Here is a 4,736-nt window from a genome sequence, read left to right as displayed (position 1 = left end):
CACCTCTTTTTTCATAAGATTATTGTGACATAATCAAAAGATAATTATAAGGTGACATTATCAAAAGATAAACACATCAATTGAACGTATTTGCTTGACAAAGCAGCACCTTCATTTTATAATTATCTAAAAGAATCCCGACCAAGAAAGGGAGAGTAGGCACAGGAAGTAGTTTTAGGGAGCCGGTAACAGTGAAACACCGGTACGAAGCCTCTGCTGAAGAACACCCTTGAGTCTCCAACCGAAAGGACAAAAATCCAAGTAGGCCTGGACGGCACACACCGTTAACAGTGTATAAGAGGCTCACAGCAAACAGGGTGGTACCGCGGAAGATAACCTTTCGTCCTTATTAACAGGATGGAAGGTTTTTTGGTTTTTAAAAATCAATGGGGAGGTAATGAAATGAAATTATCAGTAAAGGATATTTTCAGAAATTCAGAGGATTACATCGAAAAGAAAGTAAGACTTGAAGGTTGGATCAGAACATCCAGAGCTTCAAAGGCATTTGGGTTTATTGAGTTGAATGACGGATCATTTTTTAAGAATATCCAGATTGTTTATGACGATACCTTAACAAATTTCAAGGAAGTGGAGAAATTTGCAATTTATTCAGCAATTGCTGTAGAAGGTACGCTGATTGAAACACCTGGTGCCAAGCAACCATTTGAAATCAAGGCAGAAGGAATATCTCTTGAAGGTGAGTCAACAAGCGACTATCCAATCCAGAAAAAGAGACACACGCTTGAATATCTGAGAACAATCGCACATCTAAGACCAAGGACCAACATCTATAGTGCAGTATTTAGAGTAAGGTCAATCTTGGCATATGCCATCCACAGGTTTTTCCAGGAAAGAGGTTTTATATACGCACATCCTCCAATAATAACAGGCTCAGATGCAGAGGGAGCAGGAGAGATGTTTAGGGTTACCACACTGGATTTTGACGACACTCCAAGAACCGGGGACGGTAGCGCCGACTTTTCAAAGGACTTCTTTGGTAAGGGAACTCACCTTACTGTAAGCGGTCAGCTTGAGGCTGAGGTGTTTGCCTTGGCATTTAAAAATACCTACACCTTTGGACCGACCTTCAGAGCCGAGAACTCAAATACCCCAAGACATGCGGCTGAATTCTGGATGATCGAACCAGAAATCGCTTTTGCAGAGCTTAAGGACAACATGGAGCTTGCTGAGGACATGTTCAAGTATATGATTCAGTATGTTCTAGACAATGCACCAGAGGAAATGGAGTTCTTTGACAACTTTGTAAGCAAGGGAATAGTTGAGAGACTCACAAGAATTGCACAGTCTGACTTTGGAGTAATAACCTATACTGATGCCATTGAAAAGCTGATTGAATCAGGTCAAGAATTCCAGTATCCAGTTGAATGGGGCATGGACCTTCAGACCGAGCATGAGAGATATATCACTGAGAAGATATTCAACAAGCCAGTATTTGTAATAGATTATCCAAAGGAAATCAAGGCTTTCTACATGAGAGTAAATGAAGACGACAAGACAGTTGCTGCCATGGACCTTTTGGTGCCAGGAGTAGGAGAAATAATTGGAGGAAGCCAGAGAGAGGAACGTCTGGAAGTCCTTGAACAGAAAATAATTGACAACGGTATGGATCCTGCAGATTATTGGTGGTATCTTGAGCTTAGAAAATTTGGTGGTACAAAACATGCCGGCTATGGACTTGGTTTTGAAAGAGCATTGATGTATATAACCGGAATGTCCAACATAAGGGATGTAGTACCATTCCCAAGAACGGTCAATTCAGCTGAGTTTTAAATAAATCTTGCTAAGAATATCTGTATTTGCTATAATCAAAGCTAAATCAGACAAACATGGAAGAGAACAAGTAGTGTGTGAATTCATTTCAGAGAGCTGCTGGATGGTGAAAAGCAGTATAATGAGCACGTGAACTCATCTCGGAGTTTTCAGGGTCAAAGCCCTGAACGGCAACCACCGTTAATGGGTCAAAAGTGGATTTATCAATAAGAGTGGTACCGCGGAATAACCTTTCGTCTCTATGGAGATGAAAGGTTTTATTTTTTGCAAAATAAAGGGAGGTTATTCAATGAGAGACTACAATCCAAAGGATGTTGAGAAGAAATGGCAGGATATCTGGGATGAAGAGCAGGTATACAAGGCTACAAACGACAGTGACAAACCGAAATTCTATGCCTTGGTTGAATTTCCATATCCATCTGGCGACGGACTTCATGTAGGCCATCCAAGGCCATATACAGCACTGGATATAGTTGCAAGGAAGAGACGATATCAGGGCTATAACGTATTATTCCCGATGGGCTGGGATGCTTTTGGTCTTCCAACGGAGAACTTTGCAATCAAGAATAAGATACACCCAAGAATTGTAACAGAAAAAAACATCGAACGATTCAAGGGGCAGCTTAAATCAATCGGCTTCTCATTTGACTGGTCAAGAGAAGTCAACACAACCGATCCTGAGTACTACAAGTGGACGCAGTGGATATTCCTTAAGCTATTTGAAAAAGGCTTGGCATACAAACAGGAATTCCCTATTAACTTCTGTACATCCTGCAAGGTTGGTCTTGCAAATGAGGAAGTTGTTGGCGGAGTCTGTGAAAGATGCGGCAGCGAAGTCGTTAGAAAGGTCAAGAACCAGTGGATGTTAAAAATAACAGAATACGCTGATAGGCTTATAAATGACCTTGACTTGGTAGACTATATAGAAAGAGTCAAGATACAGCAGACCAACTGGATCGGAAAATCAGTGGGAGCCGATCTGGATTTTGCCATTTCAGGTGGAGAAGACAAACTGCGGGTATTTACAACAAGACCTGATACACTCTTTGGTGCAACCTATATGGTAATAGCAGCGGAGCATCCATTAATCGAAAAATACGCTGACAGAATAGAAAATATTGATCAGGTAAATTCTTACAAGGATGAAGTTATAAACAAGAGTGATTTTGAAAGAACAGAGATGTCAAAATCAAAGACAGGTGTTGAACTTAAGGGCTTGAAAGCCATTAATCCAGCAACCGGAGAAGAAGTTCCCCTTTGGGTATCAGACTATGTATTGATGACCTATGGAACAGGAGCTATCATGGCCGTTCCAGGACATGACCAGAGAGACTGGGAGTTTGCAAAGAAATTCGGCATGCCAATAGTTGAAGTAATTAAAGGTGGAGATATAGAGAAAGAGGCCTACACAGACACTGACTCAGGCATACTTGTAAATTCAGGATTTATCGATGGAATGGAAGTAAAAGAAGCAATTCATACTATGATAGAATGGCTGGAGGAAAAAGGCCTCGGTGAGAAGAAGATAAACTTCAAGCTAAGAGACTGGGTATTCTCAAGACAAAGATACTGGGGTGAGCCAATTCCGTTGGTTTATTGTGAAGATTGCGGCTGGGTGCCGATTTCTGAAGAGGAGCTTCCACTGTTGCTTCCAGAAGTGGATGACTTTGAACCTACTGAAACAGGAGAATCACCACTTGCAAAAATTCACGACTGGGTTCATACAACATGTCCGAAGTGTGGCAAGGATGCACACAGGGAAACTGATACCATGCCACAGTGGGCAGGGTCATCATGGTACTTCTTAAGATACACTGATCCAAGAAACAGCGAAGCATTTGCATTGGAGGAAGCGCTTGAATATTGGATGCCTGTGGACTGGTACAACGGAGGTATGGAGCATACAACACTTCACCTGCTCTACTCAAGATTCTGGCACAAGTTCCTCTTCGATATTGGAGTTGTACCAGGACCGGAGCCATACTCGAAGAGAACATCCCATGGCATGATTCTAGGTGACAATAATGAAAAAATGTCTAAATCAAGGGGTAATGTAGTCAATCCTGATGATATCGTAAAGAATTATGGAGCAGATACACTAAGAACCTACGAAATGTTCATAGGCGACTTTGAAAAGAGTGTACCTTGGTCAGAAAACGGAGTAAAAGGCTGCAGAAGATTCCTTGACAGAGTATGGAAACTTCAGGATATACTAAAAGATGGATATGAGTACACAGAAGGGCTTGAGTCATCAATACACAAGACCATCAAAAAAGTAAGTGAGGATTTTGAGACATTGAAATTCAATACGGGCATAGCTGCATTAATGTCCCTATTGAATGAATTCAATGACCATGGGTCAATAAACAAAAAAGATTTCGAAACATTCCTTGTACTGTTAAACCCGGTAGCACCACATATAACTGAGGAGCTTTGGGAAGCAATAGGATTAGAAGGACGACTGTTTGAAACAACATGGCCAGAATACGATGAAGAAAAGACTATAGACAAGGTTATTGACCTTCCTGTTCAGGTTAATGGCAAAGTAAGAGGCACAATAACAGTTGCACTTGATGAGTCAAAGGAAGTCGTTCAGGACATGGTTAAGGAGGTTCCTTCCATAATGAAGTTTATTGATGAAAAAACCATTGTCAAGGTAATATACGTGCCAGGCAAGATATACAATATTGTTGTAAAGTAAATATGTGAATCAGTCAAGGTTTTGTTACTCTTGTAGCAGAACCTTTTCTTTTATTATAAAGGGACATACAGCAGTCAACGTTGTATAAAAAACTCTCAATTTTCAATGCAATTTTAATATTCTGTATAATTCAATATCTATATTAATTTATTTTGAGTATGTTATAACTTAAGTTTTGCAGCAAAGTGTCAAAAAAACACCTCGCAAACCCACTGTTTTCAGTGATTTGCGAGGTTTCGATTTT

The 4,736-nt window shown here is 40.5% G+C and carries 2 protein-coding genes and 2 other annotated features; both genes read left to right on the top strand.

Annotated features, from left to right (window positions below; all coding sequences use genetic code 11):
- Window positions 1-134 precede the first annotated feature (134 nt).
- Window positions 135-351 (top strand) — a binding site (T-box leader).
- A gap of 51 nt (window positions 352-402) precedes the next feature.
- Window positions 403-1,791, top strand: a complete 1,389-nt coding sequence (asnS, locus tag ACOEN1_RS13165) for an asparagine--tRNA ligase (protein WP_422487352.1) — start codon at window positions 403-405, stop codon at window positions 1,789-1,791.
- A gap of 48 nt (window positions 1,792-1,839) precedes the next feature.
- Window positions 1,840-2,035 (top strand) — a binding site (T-box leader).
- A gap of 45 nt (window positions 2,036-2,080) precedes the next feature.
- Window positions 2,081-4,492 carry a leucine--tRNA ligase gene (gene leuS / locus ACOEN1_RS13160; RefSeq protein WP_422487351.1) on the top strand — a complete coding sequence of 804 codons (2,412 nt, stop codon included), beginning with the start codon at window positions 2,081-2,083 and terminating at the stop codon, window positions 4,490-4,492.
- Window positions 4,493-4,736: the final 244 nt, after the last annotated feature.

The sequence above is a fragment of the Gudongella sp. DL1XJH-153 genome (genome assembly GCF_049310905.1).
Taxonomy (GTDB): domain Bacteria; phylum Bacillota; class Clostridia; order Tissierellales; family Tissierellaceae; genus Gudongella.
This window is presented reverse-complemented; position numbering and strand designations above follow the sequence as displayed.